At 33.6% G+C, this 20,122-nt stretch carries 20 protein-coding genes and 1 tRNA gene; 14 read left to right on the forward strand and 7 right to left on the reverse strand.

Annotation, left to right across the window (positions count from 1 at the left end; all coding sequences use genetic code 11):
* Positions 1–51: 51 nt before the first annotated feature.
* The 6 genes from ACM55M_RS05000 (at position 52) to ACM55M_RS05025 (ending at position 6,847) form a co-directional block, all read left to right on the forward strand.
* Complete coding sequence (locus ACM55M_RS05000) at positions 52–369, forward strand: hypothetical protein (RefSeq protein WP_416856476.1); 318 nt, start codon at positions 52–54, stop codon at positions 367–369.
* A gap of 168 nt (positions 370–537) precedes the next feature.
* On the forward strand, positions 538–1,023 hold the full coding sequence (locus tag ACM55M_RS05005) for a hypothetical protein (protein ID WP_416856478.1): 486 nt from the start codon (positions 538–540) through the stop codon (positions 1,021–1,023).
* A gap of 231 nt (positions 1,024–1,254) precedes the next feature.
* A complete protein-coding gene (locus ACM55M_RS05010) occupies positions 1,255–1,572 on the forward strand; it encodes a hypothetical protein (protein WP_416856480.1) in 318 nt (105 codons plus the stop codon).
* A 177-nt stretch (positions 1,573–1,749) separates the two neighbouring features.
* Entirely contained in the window at positions 1,750–2,304 is a 555-nt protein-coding gene (locus ACM55M_RS05015) for a hypothetical protein (RefSeq protein WP_416856481.1), read from the forward strand.
* 160 nt (positions 2,305–2,464) lie between these two features.
* Positions 2,465–4,996, forward strand: coding sequence for a PIG-L family deacetylase (locus ACM55M_RS05020; RefSeq protein WP_416856482.1), 2,532 nt, complete (start codon positions 2,465–2,467; stop codon positions 4,994–4,996).
* Between the two features lie 123 nt (positions 4,997–5,119).
* On the forward strand, positions 5,120–6,847 hold the full coding sequence (locus tag ACM55M_RS05025; RefSeq protein ID WP_416856484.1) for a sodium:solute symporter family protein: 1,728 nt from the start codon (positions 5,120–5,122) through the stop codon (positions 6,845–6,847).
* A gap of 68 nt (positions 6,848–6,915) precedes the next feature.
* Here ACM55M_RS05025 and ACM55M_RS05030 read toward each other — a convergent pair whose 3' ends face one another.
* The 5 genes from ACM55M_RS05030 to ACM55M_RS05050 all read right to left on the reverse strand — a co-directional run bounded on the left by ACM55M_RS05030 (position 6,916) and on the right by ACM55M_RS05050 (position 10,592).
* On the reverse strand, positions 6,916–7,761 hold the full coding sequence (locus tag ACM55M_RS05030) for a DUF2911 domain-containing protein (RefSeq protein WP_416856485.1): 846 nt from the start codon (positions 7,759–7,761) through the stop codon (positions 6,916–6,918).
* Positions 7,762–7,812: 51 nt separating this feature from the next.
* Positions 7,813–8,487, reverse strand: coding sequence for an HAD family hydrolase (locus ACM55M_RS05035; protein ID WP_416856486.1), 675 nt, complete (start codon positions 8,485–8,487; stop codon positions 7,813–7,815).
* Between the two features lie 51 nt (positions 8,488–8,538).
* The gene (locus ACM55M_RS05040; protein ID WP_416856487.1) at positions 8,539–9,255 is read right to left on the reverse strand and encodes a tRNA threonylcarbamoyladenosine dehydratase; all 717 of its coding nucleotides are present in this window, start codon (positions 9,253–9,255) and stop codon (positions 8,539–8,541) included.
* A gap of 81 nt (positions 9,256–9,336) precedes the next feature.
* Entirely contained in the window at positions 9,337–9,990 is a 654-nt protein-coding gene (locus ACM55M_RS05045; protein WP_416856489.1) for a TatD family hydrolase, read from the reverse strand.
* Positions 9,990–10,592, reverse strand: a complete 603-nt coding sequence (locus ACM55M_RS05050; protein WP_416856490.1) for a DUF1684 domain-containing protein — start codon at positions 10,590–10,592, stop codon at positions 9,990–9,992. Before ACM55M_RS05050 ends, ACM55M_RS05045 begins: the two co-directional genes overlap by 1 nt.
* 96 nt (positions 10,593–10,688) lie before the next feature.
* Here ACM55M_RS05050 and ACM55M_RS05055 point away from each other — a divergent pair, with 96 nt between their 5' ends.
* From ACM55M_RS05055 to ACM55M_RS05070, 4 genes are all read left to right on the forward strand, one after another.
* Entirely contained in the window at positions 10,689–11,906 is a 1,218-nt protein-coding gene (locus tag ACM55M_RS05055) for an MFS transporter (protein ID WP_416856491.1), read from the forward strand.
* 298 nt (positions 11,907–12,204) lie between these two features.
* Positions 12,205–12,573, forward strand: coding sequence for a BlaI/MecI/CopY family transcriptional regulator (locus ACM55M_RS05060; RefSeq protein WP_416856492.1), 369 nt, complete (start codon positions 12,205–12,207; stop codon positions 12,571–12,573).
* 68 nt (positions 12,574–12,641) lie between these two features.
* Entirely contained in the window at positions 12,642–14,426 is a 1,785-nt protein-coding gene (locus tag ACM55M_RS05065; protein WP_416856493.1) for a M56 family metallopeptidase, read from the forward strand.
* 75 nt (positions 14,427–14,501) lie between these two features.
* On the forward strand, positions 14,502–14,642 hold the full coding sequence (locus ACM55M_RS05070; protein ID WP_416856494.1) for an SsrA-binding protein: 141 nt from the start codon (positions 14,502–14,504) through the stop codon (positions 14,640–14,642).
* Here ACM55M_RS05070 and ACM55M_RS05075 read toward each other — a convergent pair.
* Entirely contained in the window at positions 14,639–15,151 is a 513-nt protein-coding gene (locus tag ACM55M_RS05075; RefSeq protein WP_416856495.1) for an adenine phosphoribosyltransferase, read from the reverse strand. The genes ACM55M_RS05070 and ACM55M_RS05075 overlap by 4 nt on opposite strands.
* A gap of 103 nt (positions 15,152–15,254) precedes the next feature.
* Here ACM55M_RS05075 and ACM55M_RS05080 point away from each other — a divergent pair.
* A tRNA-Arg gene (locus tag ACM55M_RS05080) sits at positions 15,255–15,328 on the forward strand.
* A 116-nt stretch (positions 15,329–15,444) separates the two neighbouring features.
* On the opposite strand, the gene ACM55M_RS05085 is transcribed toward ACM55M_RS05080, so the two are convergent.
* Positions 15,445–16,473: a rod shape-determining protein gene (locus tag ACM55M_RS05085; RefSeq protein WP_416856497.1), complete on the reverse strand. Its 1,029-nt coding sequence runs from the start codon at positions 16,471–16,473 to the stop codon at positions 15,445–15,447.
* An 809-nt stretch (positions 16,474–17,282) separates the two neighbouring features.
* Here ACM55M_RS05085 and ACM55M_RS05090 point away from each other — a divergent pair.
* The 3 genes from ACM55M_RS05090 (at position 17,283) to ACM55M_RS05100 (ending at position 19,924) form a co-directional block, all read left to right on the forward strand.
* A complete protein-coding gene (locus ACM55M_RS05090; RefSeq protein ID WP_416856498.1) occupies positions 17,283–18,158 on the forward strand; it encodes a helix-turn-helix domain-containing protein in 876 nt (291 codons plus the stop codon).
* A gap of 85 nt (positions 18,159–18,243) precedes the next feature.
* A complete protein-coding gene (locus ACM55M_RS05095; protein ID WP_416856499.1) occupies positions 18,244–18,825 on the forward strand; it encodes a sugar O-acetyltransferase in 582 nt (193 codons plus the stop codon).
* Positions 18,826–18,847: 22 nt separating this feature from the next.
* Positions 18,848–19,924, forward strand: coding sequence for an alpha/beta hydrolase (locus ACM55M_RS05100; protein ID WP_416856500.1), 1,077 nt, complete (start codon positions 18,848–18,850; stop codon positions 19,922–19,924).
* Positions 19,925–20,122 lie beyond the last annotated feature (198 nt).

The raw sequence follows: 20,122 nt of genomic DNA on the forward strand, positions 1-20,122 counted from the left end.
TTTTTATCTTTACATTAATAAAAAAGACTAACTAATACTAAAAAAAACAAGATGAAAAAAATTTCCTTTTACTTAATGATGATGGTATTATCATTAACTGTAATCCCAACCACAACTTTTGCTGCTGAAAAAAATCCAACAACAGTATCAAATAATCCTAAAGAAGTACCTGAAGAAGTTAAAGTGTTACTTTCTCGTTTAGATGAAATAAAAGCAATGGACAAATCTTCCATGAAATCATCAGAGAAAAAAGCGCTTCGTAAAGAAGTACGTGCTATTAAATCGGAACTAGCATCAACAGGAAACGGTGTTTATTTATCTGTAGGAGCAATCATTATCGTTATCCTTTTATTGATTCTTTTATTGTAATCTAGTTTCCAAAATAAAATTTAAAGAGAAGCTATAAACTTCTCTTTTTTTTATGAAAACAAAGTCCACGATTAAATGGTAAAGAAATTAATTGGCATAGTTGTTGGATTTATAGTAAGTAACACATAGGTTAGCTATTAAATAAATTATTAATTAAATTTTTGAAAAATGAAAACATTAAAATTAATCGCTGTAGGAATAATCCTTTTAGCATCAAGTGGAATACACGCTCAAGTTTCCGTAAACGTAAACATAGGTACACCACCATCGTGGGGTCCTGTAGGATATTCTAACGTAGACTATTATTATTTACCAGATGTAGAAGCCTACTATGATATAAGAGCTTCACAATTTATTTATTTTGGTGGAGGAAGATGGATTCGTTCAAGATACTTGCCTGGACCATATAGAAATTATGATTTGTACAGTGGATATAAAGTGGTCTTAAACGATTATCATGGTTCAAGACCTTACAGTAACTTTAAAAATCATAAAGTAAAATATTATAAAGGATATCATGGTGCTCCTCAAAAATCAATAGGTTATAAAGGGAATAAAAATTACAAAGAATCTAAAAAGAATTACAATCAAGATAATGGTAATCATGGTGGTGATGATAAAGGAAAAGGAAATGGTGGTCATGGAAAACATTAATACGTTTTTTATATAATACAAAAAAGAGAATTTCAGAAATGGAATTCTCTTTTTTGTATTATAATCTTTAATAAAAACGTTTAGAATCTTTTCTCATTTTAACTTTTGACCAAATTATTTTTTCTAAAGTTTTAACAACATTGTTCTGAGATTCAATTATATGAAATTTATTATTAATTATTTCTTATATTTACAGTAACAATAATGTTAAACCATAAAACCACAACCAAGATGAAAAAAGTTACCTTTTATTTAATGATGATGGTATTGTCATTAACTGTTATCCCAACCACAATTATTGCTGCTGAAAAAAATCCAATTACAGCAACAAGCAATACTAAAGAAGTTCCTGAAAATGTAAAAAAAATGCTTTCTCGTTTAGATGAAATCAAAGCAATGGACAAGTCTTCCATGAAATCATCGGAGAAAAAAGCACTTCGTAAAGAAGTACGCGCTATTAATGCTGAGTTAAGATCAACTGGAAATGGTGTTTATTTATCTGTAGGAGCAATCATCATCGTTATCCTTTTATTGATTCTTTTGTTGTAATATAATTTCTAAATAAAAAAAAGAGAAGCTATTTTAGCTTCTCTTTTTTTTATGGAAAAGACGCAAATATTTTAATTAAATGTTAATTATTTTATACTGGCACAGTTGTTGGTTTTACAAAAAAGTATTACCCTAAAGAGTAAATATAAAATTATAAATCTATTAAATATTTGAAAAATGAGAACATTAAAATTAATCGCCGTAGGAATTATACTTTTTGCATCTAGTTCAATACATGCACAAGTTTCAGTAAGTTTAAACATAGGTTCACCGCCGTCTTGGGGCCCTGTAGGATATGCAGAAGCCGAATATTATTATTTGCCGGATGTGGAAGCCTATTATGATATAAGAGCCACTCAATTTATTTATTTTGGAGGAGGAAGATGGATTCGATCAAGATATTTGCCAGGACAATATAGAAACTATGATTTGTACAGTGGTTACAAAGTAGTACTGAATGATTATCACGGTTCAAGACCTTACAGAAACTTTAATAATGATAGAGTGAGGTATTATAGAGGTTACCAAGGTAGAGAACAAAGAAATATAGGTTATAGAAATAACGACAATCATAGACAATATAATAATCATAGACAATATGATAACCGTAGAGAATATGACAACCGTAGAGAAAATGACAATCATAGATATAGCCAAAATCGAGGTAATGGAAATAACGGACATGGAAGAGGAAACGGAAATGGACATGGAAATGGGCATGAAAGAGATTAATACCTAAAAAGAATATTTTTATAAATTAAAAAAGAGAGAACCAAAAATTGGTTCTCTCTTTTTTAATTTAATTTTTTTTATTTTAAAGAAAACCAAAAACATTTCTGAAAAAATTATTTAATTCCTACATTTGAAGCTATTGCAAATTAAATTTAAAATAATGCAAAAAAAACACCTACAAGCGATTATACTATTTCTTTTTTGTTTTCAAATAACAATCGCTCAACAACCTCAAAAACTAAATTCGGTTGAAATTTATAATCAAATTCAAAAGCTTAACTTTTTAGGTTCAGTACTTTATATAGCCGCTCATCCTGATGATGAAAATACCCGCTTGATTTCTTATTTATCAAATGAGACTAAGGCAAGAACCGGCTACTTATCGTTGACGCGCGGTGACGGCGGGCAAAATTTAATAGGTCCACAGTTACGCGAATTATTAGGTGTAATTCGCACTCAAGAACTAATAGAAGCCAGAAAAATAGATGGTGGTGAACAATTTTTTTCCCGTGCCAATGACTTTGGTTTTTCTAAGAATCCAACTGAAACATTAGAAATTTGGGACAAACAAAAGGTGCTTTCTGATATTGTTTGGGCCATTAGAAAATTTCAACCTGATGTAATCATCAATCGGTTTGATCATCGTTCTCCCGGAACTACGCACGGTCATCATACTGCATCGGCAATGCTGAGCGTAGAAAGTTTTGATTTAGCCAACAATCCAACTATTTTTCCGGAACAATTAAAATTAGTTCAGCCTTGGCAACCCAAACGCCAGTTTTTTAATACTTCCTGGTGGTTTTATGGCAGCAAAGAAAAATTTGATGCCGCTGACAAATCAAATTTGATGGAAATGCAAATAGGCGTTTATTTTCCATCCGTTGGAAAATCAAATCAGGAAATTGCCGCTTTAAGCCGCAGTCGTCATCAGTCGCAGGGTTTCGGGAGTACTGGAAGTCGTGGTGAGGAAACCGAATATTTAGAATTTATAAATGGCGAACCATTAAAAAATAAATCTTCCATTTTTGAAGGAGTTGACACAAGTTGGAACCGAGTAAAAGGTGGGAAACCTATCGGAGAATTATTGACAACCATCGCTGCTCAGTTTGATTATACAAATCCTTCGGCCAGTATTCCAAATTTGGCGAAAGCCTATACCATGATGCAAGCATTGGAAGAGAAACATTGGTCCACATTAAAATCGTCTGCGATAAAAGAAATTATTGCTGCTTGTTCCGGATTGTATCTTGAAGCAGTTGCCCAAAATCAGGAAGCAACTCCCGGTAGCATTGTAAAACTAAAACTCGAGGCCATAAACAGAAGTGCTATTCCGATGCAATTAATGAGTGTCACCACTTTGCCGGAACAAAAAAACACGCCTCAAAATACGACTTTAAATACTAATATTTTAAAAAACATAAACATTGATTTACAATTGCCTAAAACCATAGAGTATACACAACCGTATTGGTTAAAAGAAAAAGGCAATGAAGGAATATATACGGTAAATAATCAAAAAAATATTGGGATTCCTGATATCATTCGGGATGTAAAAGTAGTTTTTAACATCCAAATCAATGGGATTGACATTCCTGTTGAACGAACCGTTATCTACAAATACAATGATGGCGTAAAAGGAGAAATGTACAATTATTTAGATATTGTTCCAGAGATAACGACTAGTATTCTGGACAAAGTAGCCCTTTTTAAAGACAATAAAAATAAAACCATAACAGTAAAAATCAAAGCTGGTAAAGATGCGGTGAAAGGTAATTTAAAATTGGAATTGCCAAGTAATTGGATGGTTTCTCCAAAATTAATTCCTTTTAATTTAGAAAAAAAGGGAACGGAACAAATCGTGTATTTTGAGGTAACTCCACCAAATAAACCCGATGAAGCTGTCGCCAAAAGTATTGCTGTCATTGAAAATATAGAATATGATAAAGACCAAATCATCATCGATTTCAATCATATTACCAAGCAACAAGTTTTGAAACCAGCTGAAGCTAAATTCATGAAACTGGATTTAAAAACGAAAGACGAACACATTGGTTATATAATGGGAGCCGGCGATGAAGTCCCTAAAAGCTTAACGCAAATGGGGTACATAGTAACGCTGCTAAAACCCGAAGAAATAACGCCTGAAAAATTAGCTGATTTTGATGTAATTATGACTGGAGTCAGAGCTTACAATACTGTTCAAGCATTGGCAGACAAGCAAAGCATTCTTTTGGATTTTGTAAAAGAAGGAAAAACGATGTTGGTACAATACAATACACCAGATGATATTGCTTTGGCTAATATCGCTCCGTTTTCACTCAAAATTTCACGCGACCGAGTTACCGAAGAAAATGCCGAAGTTCGATTTTTAGCACCTAATCACCCCATCATGAATTTCCCAAATAAAATCACTTCAAAAGATTTTGAAGGCTGGAAACAAGAACAAGGATTGTATTATCCTAATGAATTCGATAAAGCATTCACGCCTATTTTATCATCAAATGATAAAGGAGAAATTCCAAAAGATGGCGCTTTGTTAGTCGCCCCTTACGGAAAAGGATATTATATTTATACCGGTTTAAGTTTGTTCAGGGAATTACCTGAAGGCGTTCCAGGTGCTTTTAGATTATTATCAAATATGATTTCGCTAAAATCACCGGTAACCATTCCTGCCCAAAAAATCAAGAATTAAAAAAATCCAAAAATGCAAACAAAAAAAATAAAAACCTGGAAAAAAAACTATACATGGGTTCTTGTAGCTAACGCCATCTATATTTTGATTTTTTATCTAATAATGGAATTATACTCTTAAATTATGCAACTATTTGATTGGGTCGTACTTATAGCCACTTTACTATTTATTGTAATTTATGGTGCTTGGAAAACAAAAGGAAGTAAAAATGTCGAAGATTTTATTCTAGGCGGTAATGAAACACCGTGGTATGTGGTTGGACTTTCGGTTATGGCCACACAAGCCAGCGCTATTACCTTTCTTTCAACACCAGGACAAGCGTATCATGACGGAATGGGGTTTGTACAATTCTATTTTGGATTGCCTATTGCCATGGTAGTAATTTGTGTCACTTTTATACCAATTTACCACAAATACAAAGTCTATACCGCTTATGAATACTTAGAAGAACGATTCGATTTAAAAACGCGTTCGCTTGCAGCCCTACTTTTCTTGTTTCAAAGAGGTTTGGGAACAGGACTAACAATTTATGCTCCGGCTATCATTTTGTCGGCTATATTGGGTTGGAACCTTACTATAATGAATATTATTATTGGAGTATTGGTAATTATATATACCTTTTCTGGCGGAACGAAAGCTGTAAACGTAACTCAAAAACAACAAATGTTTGTAATCATGTCCGGAATGTTAATCACCTTTTTTCTGATTTTACATTATCTGCCAAATGATATGACTTTTACTAATGCCTTGCATATTGCTGGGGCAAATGATAAAATGAATATTGTTAGTTTTTCAACTGATCCAGAAGAAAAATATACTTTTTGGAGCGGAATAACGGGCGGTTTTTTCTTGGCATTAGCGTATTTTGGTACTGATCAATCTCAAGTAGGACGTTATTTATCAGGAAAATCAGTTCGTGAAAGCCAAATGGGATTGATAATGAACGGGCTTTTAAAAGTTCCGATGCAATTTTTCATTCTGCTTACCGGAGTAATGGTTTTTGTTTTTTTCCAATTCAATCCGGTTCCTTTAAATTTTAATCCCAATAATAAAATAATTGTGGAGAAATCCCAGTACAAAGGAGAATATCATACACTGGAAAAAAAACTGGATGAGCTATCTGAAGATAAAAAAGTAATTAATCTATTGTATATCGATCAGCTGAATCAGGATTATGACAATCCGATTCTTCGAAAAGAATTAATTGCATTATCCAACAAAGAAAAAGATTTAAGAGATCGTGCCAAAGAAATTATCCTAAAAGCCGATAGCCGCAGTGAAACCAACGATAAAGATTATGTATTTTTTCACTTTATCCTTAATTATTTACCCAAAGGACTTATTGGTTTATTGCTCGCGGTAATTATTTCGGCTGCCATGTCATCTACGGCTTCCGGACTGAATGCATTGGCATCCACTACGGCAATAGATATTTACAAACGTAATCTTAAAGAAGAAAAATCAGAAAAGCATTATCTCAATGCCACGAAATTTTTTACGCTGGTTTGGGGTATTATTGCGATTCTTTTCGCTTGTATTGGAACGTTATTCGAGAATTTAATTCAATTGGTAAATATCATTGGTTCGATATTTTACGGTACCGTTTTAGGAATTTTTCTGGTTGGTTTCTATGTCAAAAAGGTACACGCCAAAGCTATTTTTAGCAGCGCCATTTTTAGCCAATTAGCCATTTTTATAATCTACTACTTTGCGATTTACATTTATCCAAGTGGAGAAGAAAAACTGGGCTATTTATGGCTGAATTTCATTGGGGCTTTGTTAACGATTGTGATTTCTTTGCTCTTACAATGGACTATTTTCAGAAAGCAAAAAGACTCAATTATTGGTTAGTGTCCCGTTCAAAAAAAATCCGTCTTGAAAGATTCAAGACGGATTTTTTTTGAAAAAGATAAGAAGAATTACTTTTTACTCCACTCTGCTATACTGTCTTTATTCATTTTTACATAATCTTGGTTTTTAGCAATCTCTGCTGCAGCAAGCGATAATTTAGCAGTTTCAATAGCTCCCTTTTTATCTCCAAGCTTAGCTTGTATTAATGATTTTAATCTGTTATACCAAAACGGTTTTTCTGTACTCATATCCAAAGCTTTGTTTACATAAACCAATGCTTTGGCATTATCTCCATTTGATTGATATAAATATTGTGCAGCTGAGAAATAATCTCCTGCGGCTGGACCAGCCAAAGCTTTTTCTATGTTAGCCATTGCTTTTTTCTCTGTAGGAACTTCAAACTTTACAGCTGCATAGGAATTCTCCCAATACATTTCTAAAAAAGCAAAATTGTTATCTAAACCGCTTATTCCTATCGTAAATGTTTCTACATTTTTAGATAAAGTTTCTGGTTTAACAGTAGCTTTAAGTACTACATTTGCTTCATTCCATTCTGCTGGATTACCCCAGTTATCGGTCGTTGAATAAAATAATATATCCCAACTTTCAATTTTTGGAATGGTGTACAAAGCATATTTTCCTTTTTTCAAAGTTTTACCATCAATAACAACATCATCACTAAATGATATCGTTGTGTTTTCATTAGCTCCCGTTCTCCAAACTTTTCCAAAAGGAACCAAATTACCAAAAACAGCTCTTCCTTTTGCACTAGGTCTTGAATAATTAATCTCTACATCTGTCAAACCTACTGCTTGTATGATTGTAGATTTCGGACTTGACTGTGGTGTTTTCACCTGTGCCTCAATGGTAAAATTTGCAATGATAATAGCAAATGCAATTAGAATATTTTTCATAGTATTAGTTTTTATGTTTTCCAAATTTACAAATTCAGGTATTCTTAAATGTTAATTATTACTTAATTTGGAATCAATATTTTTCACTTCATCAAAACCTAATTCATTGAAATGATTGATTACTACGTCAGCTTCCGATAAATCTTGGTCTTTTGAATGAATACTATTGTACCCCACACAGAAAATCCCGGCAGCTTTTGAAGCTTTAATTCCGTTAGTACTGTCTTCAATTACAATACAATTTACTTTTGGAGCAATAGATAAACTCGCAGCGTGCTCAAAAATGGCGGGATGTGGTTTAGATTTAGGAAAATCTTCTCCACTCACAACATGAGTAAAGTATTCGTGCAGTTTAAAGCGACGAAAAACACGTTCTATAGTAACTTTTGAAGCTGAGGAAGCTAAAATCAATTGGATTCCGTTTTCGTGTAATTCTTTGATTAATTTTTCAACACCTTCTAACAATTCTAAATCTTCTTTACTATCGAAAGCATCGTTAAAGATGGACCTTTTTCTCAAAATTAAATCTTCAACATCATGCTCTAAGTTGAACTTTTCTTTCAATTTCTGGAATATATTCCGAGTGGAATTTCCTGTAAATGAAGTATACAAATCTTCGGTGACTGCAATGTTCAATTCATCAAATTGTTTGAAATAAGCATAACGGTGTACTGGTTCTGTGTCGACAATTACACCATCCATGTCGAAAATTACTGTTTGTATCATTTTTTTAGTTTTATGAAATCTGCTTTCTGTTATCTGCTACCTGAAACCTGACTACTCTTTTTTAAGTAAATACCGAATCACGGTTTCTGCAGCATACAATCCAAATAATCCTGGCATATAACTGTTGGTTCCGTAAAATGATTTTTTAAAATTAGAACCGTCGGTCATTTTTAAACTGGATTCATCTTGAATCTCAGAAGAAAAGACCACTTTCAATTTATCAATTTTCACTTCTTTTAATCGTCTTCTGATTGTTTTTGCAAAGAAACAATTCACGGTATTTGTAATATCCGTCACCTTTACTTTGGAAGCTTCCATCTTTCCGCCAGCACCCATACTGCTGATGATTTTCACTCTTTTTCTTTTGGCTGCAATAATCAAATTCAATTTTGGAGTTACACTGTCAATACAATCCAAAACATAATCAAATTCCTCCGAAATAATTTCGAAAGCACGCTCTGGCGAGAGAAATTCCTGCACACGTATCAATTTCAATTCTGGATTAATATCCATTAATCGGTCGCCTACAACTGTAACTTTTGGTTGTCCCACAGTAGAATGCAAGGCAGGTAGTTGTCTGTTTATGTTGGTAATATCAACTACATCACCATCTACAATTGTCATTTTCCCTACTCCTGCTCTCGCCAAAAATTCGGCTGCAAAGGAGCCCACACCACCAAGTCCTACGACTAGTACATTTGCATTTTGCAATTTATTTAAACCTTCTTTTTTAAATAAAAGTTCGGCTCTTTCTGTCCACTCTGCCATTATTTTTTTAGTTTATTGTTTATAGTTTGTTGCTCTCAAAAATCTGAAATCAACAATCGTTAATCTGCATTCTTAAATCAATTATAATACAATCTTGAATACTTCCAAAAAATTACTATTCACCTGTTTTTGAATCTCTTCTACCGAAACTCCTTTGTATTTTGCTGCTAAAGCATAAACGGTCGCCAAACTTTCTTCTGCAGTATCCGTTTCCAAGAAAAATCGATCATTCGGCATGCTTTTAAAAACCGTTTCCAGCTCTGCATTTAACAATAAATATTTTCCAAACGAAATATAAAATCCGTTTTCCAATAACTGTTTCGCTAACTGTTCACTTTTGGAAAACCCATGAATAAGTATTGGAACGGTACTATTTAATTTTTTTGTAATCTCAATCAATTCCTGAAAAGCGGCAACACAATGAATCACAACTGGTTTTTGATATTGCTGTGCCAAAAGCAACTGTTTTTCGAAAACCAATTGTTGCAATTCCATTGGAACTTCTATTCGTTTATCCAGTCCGCATTCGCCCATAGCCAGACAACCTGGTTCTTGTAATTGGCGCTCGATTATCGCAAAATCAGATTCAAGACGCTCTTCAACAATAAACCAAGGATGAATTCCAATGGAATAAAATGGAATTGTAACATCAAATTCCCAAGGATATTGATTCACTAACTCTAATACTTCCGGTTGATTCGTGAATTTATGGGTATGTAAATTAAAGTACTGCATTAGTCGTGAAATTTTTTAACTCCTGCTTTTATTTCGATATTCAAATCGTTTTCCAAAGGCACTTTGGGACAGGAATATTTATGATTATAAGCACAATACGGATTGTACGAGGTATTAAAATCGATTACAATTGTATCTCCTTTTGGGATTCTCAAATCGATATATTTTCCACCTATATAACTTTCATTCCCCGAAGTCAAATCAGAAAATGGTAAAAATAAATAGTCTTTATAGGCTGCTTTTTTCGAAAGTTCAATATTTTTGTACACATTTAATTTTAGTTCTTTTCCATCAATCGTAAAGAGAACTTCTCCGTATTTTACATACAACGGTTTTCTGTCCGTAGAGGTTTTCATCTCAAATGGTTTTTCTTTTTTTGTTCTGACAAATTTAGCAATCACAAAAAAAATCTCATTAGCCGGGTAAAAATCCAACGCTTTGAATACAGCCAAATCTTCGCTTGTCAAAGGACTCGTTTTAATATCTGCATATTCTGCGTTTAAATCCTTTTGAAATTTGGCAACAGCCGAAACATCGAATTGCTGTTGGCCAAAGCCAAAATTAAACTGCACTAAAAAAACTAAAGCGAATAGCGTTCTCATTTTTATAATTTTAAGCAAAAATAGTTTAAAAGTTACAATGCTACAAAGACGCATCGCTACAAAGTTTTCTACCTTTGTAAAATTAGAACTTTATATATGCTTCAAACCGCTTTTCAACGTTACATTAATAATTTTAGAGGATTCACAAGAGAAGTATGGATTCTCACGTTGATTACTTTTATCAATCGCGCCGGAACGATGGTTTTGCCTTTTCTATCAAAATATTTGAAAGAAGACTTACAATTTACCTACGCACAGGTAGGATGGATTATGGTCGCTTTCGGTTTTGGATCCATGCTGGGTTCGTGGCTTGGCGGCAAATTATCAGACAAAATTGGATTTTATAAAATCATGATTTTCAGTTTATTTACCAGTGGAATTCTGTTATTTGTAGTACAATACATCCGTACTTTTTGGGGATTGTGTATTGGAATGTTTGTTATCATGACCGTAGCCGATATGTTTCGTCCCGCGATGTTTGTTTCCCTTGGCACGTATGCCAAACCTGAAAATCGCACCAGAGCGCTGACTTTAGTTCGACTGGCGGTAAACTTAGGTTTTACTGCCGGGCCGGCTTTGGGAGGTTTAATCATTATGAATTTGGGGTATAGCGGACTTTTTTGGATCGATGGAAGTTCCTGTATCGTTTCCATTTTGATTTTTGCCTTATTGGTAAAAGAACGCAAAAAACCCGCTGATTTAAATACCATTGCTAGTGAAACCGAAATACCTATTTCCGTTTTTAAAGACAAAATATTCTGGATATTCCTGTTTGTATGTTTTGCCACAGCCATGCTATTCTTTCAACTTTTCACCACTTTACCCTTGTATCACAATGAGAAATTTGGACTTACCGAATTTCAAAGTGGACTTTTATTATCCTTAAACGGATTATTAATTTTCTTTCTGGAAATGCCCATTGTGAGTTTCAGCCAAAGAAAAAGTATTGAAAAACTCAAAATTATCCTTTGGGGTTGTGTACTCATGTCCATCAGTTTTTACCTGCTTTTGATCAACACTTGGGCGGGAATATTAGTAATCAGCATCATCATAATCACTTTTGGGGAAATGTTCATCTTTCCTTTCTCTAATTCTTTTGCGTTAAGCAGAGCTCCAAAAGGCCATGAAGGACGCTACATGGCGTTGTTTACTATGAGTTTTAGTTTAGCACATATTGCGAGTTCCAAAACTGGACTGGAACTTATTGGGCATTTTGGGTATCAGACCAACTGGTTTTTCATGGGCAGCTTAGGAGTTCTTTCCGTTTTAGGCTGCATTTGGCTGCAAAAACTCGTTCAAATAGAACAAAAATAATCCTGTTTTAATATTTTGGGCGTGACCACCTTGATAAAAGGGGCAAACTAATTAGCTGGTTTTACTGCCCCTTTTATCAAGGCGGTCGGGCTATACGCGCTACTTTGGTAGCTTGCTACTATCCCTCACGCGGCCTCCTTTCCATAACAATACATCTGAAAAAAGCACTTTCATTTTTCCAAATTAACGTTAAAAAATAAGACAACATCATCTAAAAACTAAAAAATTAGTTAAATAACTATATTTATAGTTGCGTAACTAAAAATATAGTTGTAAGTTTGATTCAAATAAAAAACTCATGCAAAAGTTAACCAATAAAGAAGAAGAAATCATGCACATTTTATGGAAGCTCAAAAAAGCTTTTGTAAAAGAAGTCATGGCCGAAATTACTGAAGAACAGCCTCATTACAACACCCTTTCCACTATTGTACGCAATCTGGAAGAAAAAGGGTTTGTTTCACACAATGCCTTTGGGAACACCCATCAATACTACCCTATTGTTAGTCTGGAAGAATATAGAAAACGTTTCATGAATACGGCAATCGATAATTACTTTAATAGTTCGTATAAAAACATGGTTTCCTTTTTTGCCAAAGAAGAGAAAATTTCTGCTGCCGAATTACGGGAGATTTTGACCATGATTGAAAATCAGGAAGAAAAGAAATAATTCTTTATGAAGAATCGTTTTGCAACAGCAGAAAAAAAGTGATAAACTAAAAATATAATACATAGCGTATGGAAGCACTGTTTATTTATCTCATCAAATCCAGTGGACTAATCGTCCTATTTTATTTAGCTTATTTTTTAATGCTGCGAAAAGAAACCTTTTTCACAAGCAATCGTTGGTTTTTATTGGCTGGATTAATTACTTCTGTTCTGTTACCATTTGTTTTTATAACAAAAATAATCTGGGTAGAACCAACTGCAACCCCAATTAATTGGTCTACGATTCCCGTTACAAATTATACACAAGAAAAAACATTCGAAGATTATTTACCAATGCTTACAGCTCTTGCTTACGGAATTGGAATACTGCTTTTATTGGGCAAATTTGCCTTTGATTTTTATAGTTTGAATGCTGTTCTAAAAGGAAAATCCATTCAACAACAAGCCGATTTTAAATTTATAGATATCAAAGAAAATGTAGCTCCATTTTCCTATTTCAATACCATCGTTTACAATTCGGCTTTATACACCGCTTCCGAATTAGAAAATATTTTAGAACATGAAAAAGTACACAGTGAACAAAATCATACCATTGATGTTTTGATTTCGAGATTGTTTTGTATTGTATTTTGGTTCAATCCATTCATTTGGTGGTACAAAAAAGCAATGCTACAAAACCTTGAATTCATTGCAGACAACGAAGCCACAAAGAAAATATCCGACAAAAAATCCTATCAAATCACGCTTTTAAAAATAACAACACACGAGAATTGTGTTGCCATCACCAATCATTTTTATCAATCATTAATCAAAAAACGAATCGTTATGTTAAACAAAAATCAATCAAAAAAATGGAATTCCTGGAAGTATGCTTTAGTACTTCCTGTATTAGTCGCGTTTGTATTCTTATTCCAAATTAAAACTATTGCGCAGGAAAAAGTATCTAAACAAAAGGACACAACCAATGCTACTTTTATGACTTGGGACAAAAACACTTCTGACGAAGAAATAAGCAAGGATATTAATACCTTAAAAGAGCAAAATATTACCATTAAATATTCAAATTTAAAACGAAATTCAAATAATGAAATTATTGGAATTAAAGTAGAATTTAAAGATACAAAAGGACATTTTGGAATTACTGAATTCAACGGAGACAAAGCAATACAGCCAATTCGCTTTTTTAAAACCGATGACGAAATTGGTTTTGGAGAACCTAAAAAAACTTTTTCTACATCAGAGCATGAAAACGTAGCTAATTTATCTCGAGAAGATGTTGAAAATATAAAAAACAATGACAGTGTTCAAATTAGTTTTAACGAGGTGAAAATTAAAAAATCAAATACTTCTCCAAATGGATCAGTCGGTTCTATTGCAACAAATACATATATATATATTAACGGTAAAAAAGTTAGTAAAGCAACAATGGAAAAATTAGATCCGTCGATGATTCAAAGAATGGATGTGGATAAAAAAAACAAAAAATCTATTATCAAAATAATAACTAAAACTAGTACAGAAACATTAAGTGATTTAGAAATTCCAACTCCGCCAACACCTCCAAAATTTCCAGACGGACCAATGCCGGTAGCTCCTGCTCCTGATATGTCAAAACTACCTGCGCCACCGGCTCATCCATCGAACGTAAAAGATAAAAAAGCAATGGCTGAATTTGAGGAAAAAATGAAAGAATTCGAAAAAAAGATGGAATCTTTCGAGCCAGACATGACTGTTTATGAAAAAGAAGTGGAAGAAGTAATGGCTAAACGCGAAAAAATATTTGAAAAAGAAATGGCTAAATACGAAGAGGCTATGGAAAAGTACAGAGATGCTATGGAAAAGCGTAATAATTAATTTTATCTTTCTGAAAATCAATAAAGACGGTCTCCATCAAGTCCGTCTTTTTTATATCTTTGAAAAAAATCATCTATGTTTAAAATCTTAGCCCAAATTAACAAAGTCATTCTTCCTAGTTTCACCAAGCAGCGATTGGATTTGGCGAAAGCTAAAAAATGGCAAATGGCAATTATTGGCTATCGCTATTATGTAACAGCCCGCGCTTTAGATTAGTATGTTATTACTGCAAAAATGTCATTCCCTTTAATTTTTGCTCTTCCATTAAGAAAAGCCAATTCCATCAAGAAATTGCATTGTACAATTTCACCACCCAATCTTTCTACCAATTCGCATACCGCTTTTGCCGTTCCTCCGGTTGCCAAAACATCGTCGTGAATTAGAATTCGGTCACCTTTTTGAATCGCGTCAACATGAATTCCTAAAGTATCCGTTCCATATTCTAAATCATAGGTTGCTGAAATGGTTTCGTAAGGCAGCTTGTTAGGCTTTCGAACTGGAATAAAACCAACATTTAATTCTTGCGCGATAAGCATTCCAAAGAAAAAACCCCGACTCTCCACTCCTATTACCTTGTCTATTTTTTTATCTTTAAGTGCTGAAACCAATATTTTAAGGCATTTATTCCTTGCTTCGGGGTTAATTAGTAAAGGAGTAATGTCTTTAAACAAAATTCCTTCTTTTGGAAAACCCTGAATATCACGTATGTAATTCTTAAGCGGCATATTTTTTTATTTTTTTATAAATTTAGACTTGCAAATTACACAATTATACCTATATTTGCACCCGCAATAAGGCGCTTTACTAAGCTCTAAAAATAGCAAAAATGGCCTTGTGGCGCAACTGAATAGCGCACTTGATTACGGCTCAAGAGGTTACTGGTTTGAATCCAGTCAAGGTCACAAAACTAAAATCCCATTTCTAACGAAATGGGATTTTTTTATGTTTTTTTAAGTATATTTAACAATCTTTGGTTGAATCAGTGCAAAAGCTCAATTGTACGGATGTAAAAACGAACTTATTTTATCAGTACTCTTTTATATTTAGGTATATCCTTTAAGACAATACCAGTACCTCTAACCACGGCTTTTAAAGGATCTTCTGCAATATAAACCGGCAAATCCGTCTTCTGCGAAATCCTTTTATCAAGACCGCGTAGCATTGCCCCTCCCCCTGCGAGATACAAGCCCGTATTATAAATGTCAGCAGCCAGTTCTGGTGGTGTCAATGAAAGCGTTACCATAATCGCATCTTCAATTCTCTGTATGGATTTATCCAAAGCTCTTGCAATTTCCCTAAAGGTAACTCTGATCTCCTTAGGTTTTCCGGTAAGCAAATCCCTTCCACGAACCGTTATATCATCAGGAGCCTCCTCAAGTTCTTCCATTGCAGCGCCAACATCAATTTTTATTCTCTCAGCAGAAGCGTCTCCAACATACAAATTATGCTGCGTTCTCATATAAAACAATATATCATTGGTAAAAACATCCCCAGCAATTTTTATGGATTTGTCACAAACTATTCCTCCAAGGGCAATAACCGCGATTTCCGTAGTCCCTCCTCCAATATCAACGACGATAATTCCCTTGGGCTCCATCACATCTAAACCCATTCCAATAGCGGCAGCCATAGGCTCATGAATTAAATAAACTTCTTTCCCGTTTACCCGTTCACAAGACTCCTTTACGGCTCTCATTTCTACCTCGGTAATACCACTGGGAATACATACAACCATTCGCAGTGCGGGAGTGAAAAAATTTTTCTTTATTTCAGGTATATTTTTTATAAACCAGCTGATCATTTTCTCTGAGGCATCAAAATCTGCAATAACCCCGTCTTTAAGTGGTCGGATAGTTTTAATATTCTCGTGTGTCTTCCCCTGCATTAAACTGGCCTCTTTACCTACCGCAATAATTTTCCCATTTCTAATATCTCTGGCTACCATAGAAGGACTATCCACTACTATTTTTCCATTATAAATTATTAAAGTATTAGCCGTACCTAAATCCATCGCTATTTCCACTATCATAAAATCCAATAAGCCCATAATATAGTTTTGCTTTTAAGAACGCTATTGTTGCTATTTTATTCTCTATACAGATGAAAATTCGAATGTCGCAATTAAAGTCCCAATTTCGCTTTACATCGAAGCCGGGTTGATCGCATTAATGGAAGATAACAATTAGATCGAGATCGATGTACTGAATAATGCGCTTAATCTAAATGCATCAACCGAGGTGGTCGAAGAACGAAGAAGAAGATGGATGATACTTCAAGCAAAAGCCCAGATTCTGAAGAATGTGTGACAGATGAGGCACATCACAAAGCTTTTCAACTTGCTTTTCCTTGTCAGATATCACCGAAATTTATTCATTGTATATGCTTTAGAAATATTCGAATCATAATAATTACAAACCTAACATTCCTAATTCAATAGTACGTTCTACTCAATTTTCTCAAATCATCCATAAAAAGGTTCGAAAATTGTCCCGACAGGGTCACAAAACCGTCAAAATATACTTGTATCTTTTGATGGTTTATAAACATAAAATATTGAATTTTAAATATTTGACTAATTATTAATAAGAGATTCTATTTTGTAATTTTTCAGATTGTCATTGGAGTTAAATCAGTATAATTTCATAAATATTACGTAACCAATTAATAATCATTATTTTATAATTTAAGTTAATTTTTTATATTTGGTTCAACATGTCCTGCCGTGATTAGGTTATGGGGTTCGAATCTTACATACCTCATAAATAAATTCACCAAAACGAAACTAATTCCATATTGCAGTAAAGTAAAAACAGAAAATAATTCCGAATGAAGGTTTGTTTTTTATAATTTTGCTAAATGGAAAGCAAGAATATACGATCGGTTTCAGAGTTCAATAATGAATTAAAGCTAAAGGGGTTTAATGTCTTTCAAATAGAAAGTGATGGTAATGCAACACGCAATTACAGCAGAAAGGATTTTTATAAAATTTGTCTCACTACTGGAAAGAGTATCATTCATTATGCTGACAAAAGTTTTAATGCCGAAGGAACTATTTTATTTTTTGGCAACCCACATATTCCTTATTCATGGGAGACAATCTCAACAAGCTATGTAGGTTACACTTGCTTGTTTTCAGAAGAGTTTTTAAAATCAGACCGCTCCGAAAGTCTACAAAATTCTTCCCTATTTAAGATTGGAGGGACACCTATTTTGGAAATATCAGAACCGCAACGGGAGTTTTTAAATACACTTTTCCAGAAAATGATAGATGAACAACAAACTGATTATGCGTATAAGGATGATTTAATCCGCAACTATGTTAAATTAATAATTCACGAGGCATTGAAGATGCAACCTTCTGAAAATTATATAAATAGTAATAATGCTCAATCCAGAATTGCATCGGTTTTTTTAGAATTATTGGAAAGACAATTTCCAATTGAAACCAATGAACGACCACTTGAGTTAAAAACGGCACAGGATTATTCTAACGCATTATCTCTTCACGTAAATTATCTTAATCGTGCTGTGAAAGGAGTAACAGGAAAATCAACCACTACTCATATTTCTGAACGTATTATTAGCGAAGCTAAAGCGCTTTTGCAACATACTGATTGGAATATTGCAGAAATAGCTTATGCCCTAGGTTTCGAGTACCCAACTTACTTTAATAACTTTTTCAAGAAAAATACGGGGACAAATCCTAAAAAATTTCGTTTAGATTTGGTTTGAATTTCTTAACTATTGGTTTGATTGTTGTTACCCCACGAACCAAGTTTCAATATAATTTTGTATTGGTAATAAATGCAAAAAAAATATGGAAACTACAACTATTTTCACAAGAGACAAATTAGGAGAAACTATTCAACTTGATGATCCTGAATATCCAAAATTATTTAAGGTTATTCAAAAAGCTATTCGTACTACTGCAAAACTAAACAATCTTGTTACGGATGATTTACAAGAAGTCAATACTGTTTTTAGTGAACTAATAGGTAAAGAAGTAGATGATACATTTTTTATTATTCCACCTTTCTATACTGATTTTGGAGAAAACATTAACATCGGTAAAAATGTATTTATAAATCACGCCTGCACCTTTATGGACAGAGGTGGTATTACCATTGAAGACAATGTGCTTATTGGCCCAAAAGTACATCTGATTACAACCAATCATCCAATAAATCCTGCTGAAAGAAGGGCGACAATTTCTCAACCCATAGTTATAAAAAAGGGAGCTTGGATTGGGGTGGGGGCAACGATACTTCCAGGAGTAATTATTGGTAAAAATTCCATTGTGGCTGCAGGAGCAGTAGTTTCTAAAAATGTTCCTGACAACACTATTGTCGGCGGAATTCCTGCCAAATTCATCAAATCAATTACAGAAATTAATATTTAAATAATCATTAAAATATAAACAAATGAAAAGGCTAGGAATTTTAACAATTGCATCTATTATGTTATTTGGAGGTGCTTCCGCACAGAAAAAAACAAAAGATCAAACCAAAAAAACGACAAAAATGGAACAAATATCACCAAAGGGATATACCATCTTTAGACTAAACGATAATGTTACTATGTATAATGTTACTTTTAAAAATCAATACAAAATGGATGTTGTAGGACATCTTTTTATACCTAATAATTTAGACCGTAATGCAAAACACGCAGCTATTATCGTTGGACATCCTATGGGAGCTGTCAAAGAGCAAAGTGCTAACGTTTATGCTTCCAATATGGCTGACCGTGGGTTTATTACTTTAACAATTGACTTATCTTTTTGGGGCGAGAGTGCAGGGGAACCGCGAAATGTGGTAGCACCTGAAATTTATGCTGAAGATTTTAGTGCGGCAGTAGATTTTTTGGGAACACGTCTATTTGTTGACAGAAATAATATTGGAGTCATAGGAGTTTGTGGCAGCGGAAGTTTTGTTATCAGTGCCGCCAAGATCGATCCAAGAATGAAAGCTATTGCAACTGTGAGTATGTATGATATGGGTTCGGCTAGTCGCAATGCACTTAATCATTCTCAAACTCTTGAGCAGAGAAAGAAGATTCAAGGGGAAGCAGTGGAGCAACGTTATATAGAGTTTACGGGTGGAGAAACTAAATATAGGGGTGGAACCGTACATAAACTGGACGAAAACACGCATCCTATTCAGCGCGAATTTTATGATTTCTACCGGACACCAAGAGGAGAATATACTCCTAAAGATGGGTCGCCTAAAACTACAACTCACCCAACTTTAAGCAGTAATACAAAATTCAATAATTTTTATCCTTTTAATGATATAGAAACAATTTCACCTCGTCCTTTGCTTTTCATCACAGGAGATAAAGCTCACTCAAAAGAGTTTAGTGAGGATGCTTACAAACGCGCGGCAGAACCTAAAGAATTGTATTATGTTCCAAATACAGGTCACGTGGATTTATATGACAAAACCGATTTAATTCCATTTGATAAGTTGGATATATTCTTTAAAAAATATTTACAGTAATTTATTAGATAGGGACAGTTTAATATTGTTTTCCATTCTATTAAAAAACGGTAGATTTAAAATAAAAATCAAATGAAAAATAACAAGGAATAGGCTTCCAGAAGAAAATTTATTAGTAGACTGCTTTAGTGAGCACTAACATAATACTGATAAATCCTTTTCAAATCTTTTCACAAACAAATGCCCTATTAAACATTA

Source organism: Flavobacterium galactosi, from assembly GCF_048158585.1.
In the GTDB taxonomy this organism is placed as follows: domain Bacteria; phylum Bacteroidota; class Bacteroidia; order Flavobacteriales; family Flavobacteriaceae; genus Flavobacterium; species Flavobacterium galactosi.

What these genes read in the sequence shown, in the direction of transcription:
- ACM55M_RS05000 (WP_416856476.1), top strand. Translation starts at nt 52, where the DNA reads ATGAAAAAAATTTCCTTTTACTTAATGATGATGGTATTATCATTAACT.
- ACM55M_RS05005 (WP_416856478.1), top strand. Translation starts at nt 538, where the DNA reads ATGAAAACATTAAAATTAATCGCTGTAGGAATAATCCTTTTAGCATCA.
- ACM55M_RS05010 (WP_416856480.1), top strand. Translation starts at nt 1,255, where the DNA reads ATGAAAAAAGTTACCTTTTATTTAATGATGATGGTATTGTCATTAACT.
- ACM55M_RS05015 (WP_416856481.1), top strand. Translation starts at nt 1,750, where the DNA reads ATGAGAACATTAAAATTAATCGCCGTAGGAATTATACTTTTTGCATCT.
- ACM55M_RS05020 (WP_416856482.1), top strand. Translation starts at nt 2,465, where the DNA reads ATGCAAAAAAAACACCTACAAGCGATTATACTATTTCTTTTTTGTTTT.
- ACM55M_RS05025 (WP_416856484.1), top strand. Translation starts at nt 5,120, where the DNA reads ATGCAACTATTTGATTGGGTCGTACTTATAGCCACTTTACTATTTATT.
- ACM55M_RS05030 (WP_416856485.1), bottom strand. Translation starts at nt 7,761, where the DNA reads ATGAAAAATATTCTAATTGCATTTGCTATTATCATTGCAAATTTTACC.
- ACM55M_RS05035 (WP_416856486.1), bottom strand. Translation starts at nt 8,487, where the DNA reads ATGATACAAACAGTAATTTTCGACATGGATGGTGTAATTGTCGACACA.
- ACM55M_RS05040 (WP_416856487.1), bottom strand. Translation starts at nt 9,255, where the DNA reads ATGGCAGAGTGGACAGAAAGAGCCGAACTTTTATTTAAAAAAGAAGGT.
- ACM55M_RS05045 (WP_416856489.1), bottom strand. Translation starts at nt 9,990, where the DNA reads ATGCAGTACTTTAATTTACATACCCATAAATTCACGAATCAACCGGAA.
- ACM55M_RS05050 (WP_416856490.1), bottom strand. Translation starts at nt 10,592, where the DNA reads ATGAGAACGCTATTCGCTTTAGTTTTTTTAGTGCAGTTTAATTTTGGC.
- ACM55M_RS05055 (WP_416856491.1), top strand. Translation starts at nt 10,689, where the DNA reads ATGCTTCAAACCGCTTTTCAACGTTACATTAATAATTTTAGAGGATTC.
- ACM55M_RS05060 (WP_416856492.1), top strand. Translation starts at nt 12,205, where the DNA reads ATGCAAAAGTTAACCAATAAAGAAGAAGAAATCATGCACATTTTATGG.
- ACM55M_RS05065 (WP_416856493.1), top strand. Translation starts at nt 12,642, where the DNA reads ATGGAAGCACTGTTTATTTATCTCATCAAATCCAGTGGACTAATCGTC.
- ACM55M_RS05070 (WP_416856494.1), top strand. Translation starts at nt 14,502, where the DNA reads ATGTTTAAAATCTTAGCCCAAATTAACAAAGTCATTCTTCCTAGTTTC.
- ACM55M_RS05075 (WP_416856495.1), bottom strand. Translation starts at nt 15,151, where the DNA reads ATGCCGCTTAAGAATTACATACGTGATATTCAGGGTTTTCCAAAAGAA.
- ACM55M_RS05085 (WP_416856497.1), bottom strand. Translation starts at nt 16,473, where the DNA reads ATGGGCTTATTGGATTTTATGATAGTGGAAATAGCGATGGATTTAGGT.
- ACM55M_RS05090 (WP_416856498.1), top strand. Translation starts at nt 17,283, where the DNA reads ATGGAAAGCAAGAATATACGATCGGTTTCAGAGTTCAATAATGAATTA.
- ACM55M_RS05095 (WP_416856499.1), top strand. Translation starts at nt 18,244, where the DNA reads ATGGAAACTACAACTATTTTCACAAGAGACAAATTAGGAGAAACTATT.
- ACM55M_RS05100 (WP_416856500.1), top strand. Translation starts at nt 18,848, where the DNA reads ATGAAAAGGCTAGGAATTTTAACAATTGCATCTATTATGTTATTTGGA.